Genomic DNA, 705 nt, shown 5'->3' with positions numbered 1-705 from the left:
CGTCTCCGTGCACCGCGTGTCCCGCAAGCGCGGCCCGCTGCGCGGCGCCGACTTCGGCCGGCTGCTGGTGCTGGTGAACGAGGACGCCGACTGCTACGCCGTGCTGGGCGAGCTGCACACCTGTATGACGCCGGTGGTCTCGGAGTTCAAGGACTTCATCGCCGTCCCCAAGTTCAACCTGTACCAGTCGCTGCACACCGCGGTGGCCGGCGACGACGGCCAGGTCGTCGAAGTCCTCATCCGCACCCACCAGATGCACAAGGTCGCCGAGGCAGGCGTCGTCGCCCTCGGCAACCCCTACGCCGCCCCGCCCGAGGAGCAGTCCGGGGGCGACGGCGAACGCGCCGACCCGACCCGCCCCGGCTGGCTGTCCCGGCTGCTCGCATGGCAGCAGGCCGCGCCCGACCCCGACACCTTCTGGTCCACGCTCCGCGAGGATCTCGCCCAGGACCGGGAGATCACCGTCTTCCGCCCCGACGGCGGCACGCTCGGCCTGCCCGAGGGGGCGACCTGTGTGGACGCCGCCTACGCCCAGTACGGCGAGGACGCCCACGCCTGCATCGGCGCCCGCGTCAACGGACGGCTGGCCACGGTCAGCACCGTACTCAAGGACGGGGACACCGTTCAGCTCATCATGGACCAGGACGCGGCCACCGCGCCGTCCCGGGAGTGGCTGGACCACGCGACCACCCCGGCGGCCCCCAT

Annotated in this window: 1 protein-coding gene; it reads left to right on the top strand. The window is 72.5% G+C overall.

Going from position 1 to position 705, the window contains the following annotated elements; genetic code table 11:
• Positions 1–705, top strand: a 705-nt coding sequence (locus tag LPA54_RS34090; RefSeq protein WP_228984547.1) for a TGS domain-containing protein, incomplete at both ends; no start/stop codon positions are given.

Source organism: Streptomyces sp. DH12 (genome assembly GCF_020873895.1).
In the GTDB taxonomy this organism is placed as follows: Bacteria; Actinomycetota; Actinomycetes; order Streptomycetales; family Streptomycetaceae; genus Streptomyces.
This window is presented reverse-complemented; position numbering and strand designations above follow the sequence as displayed.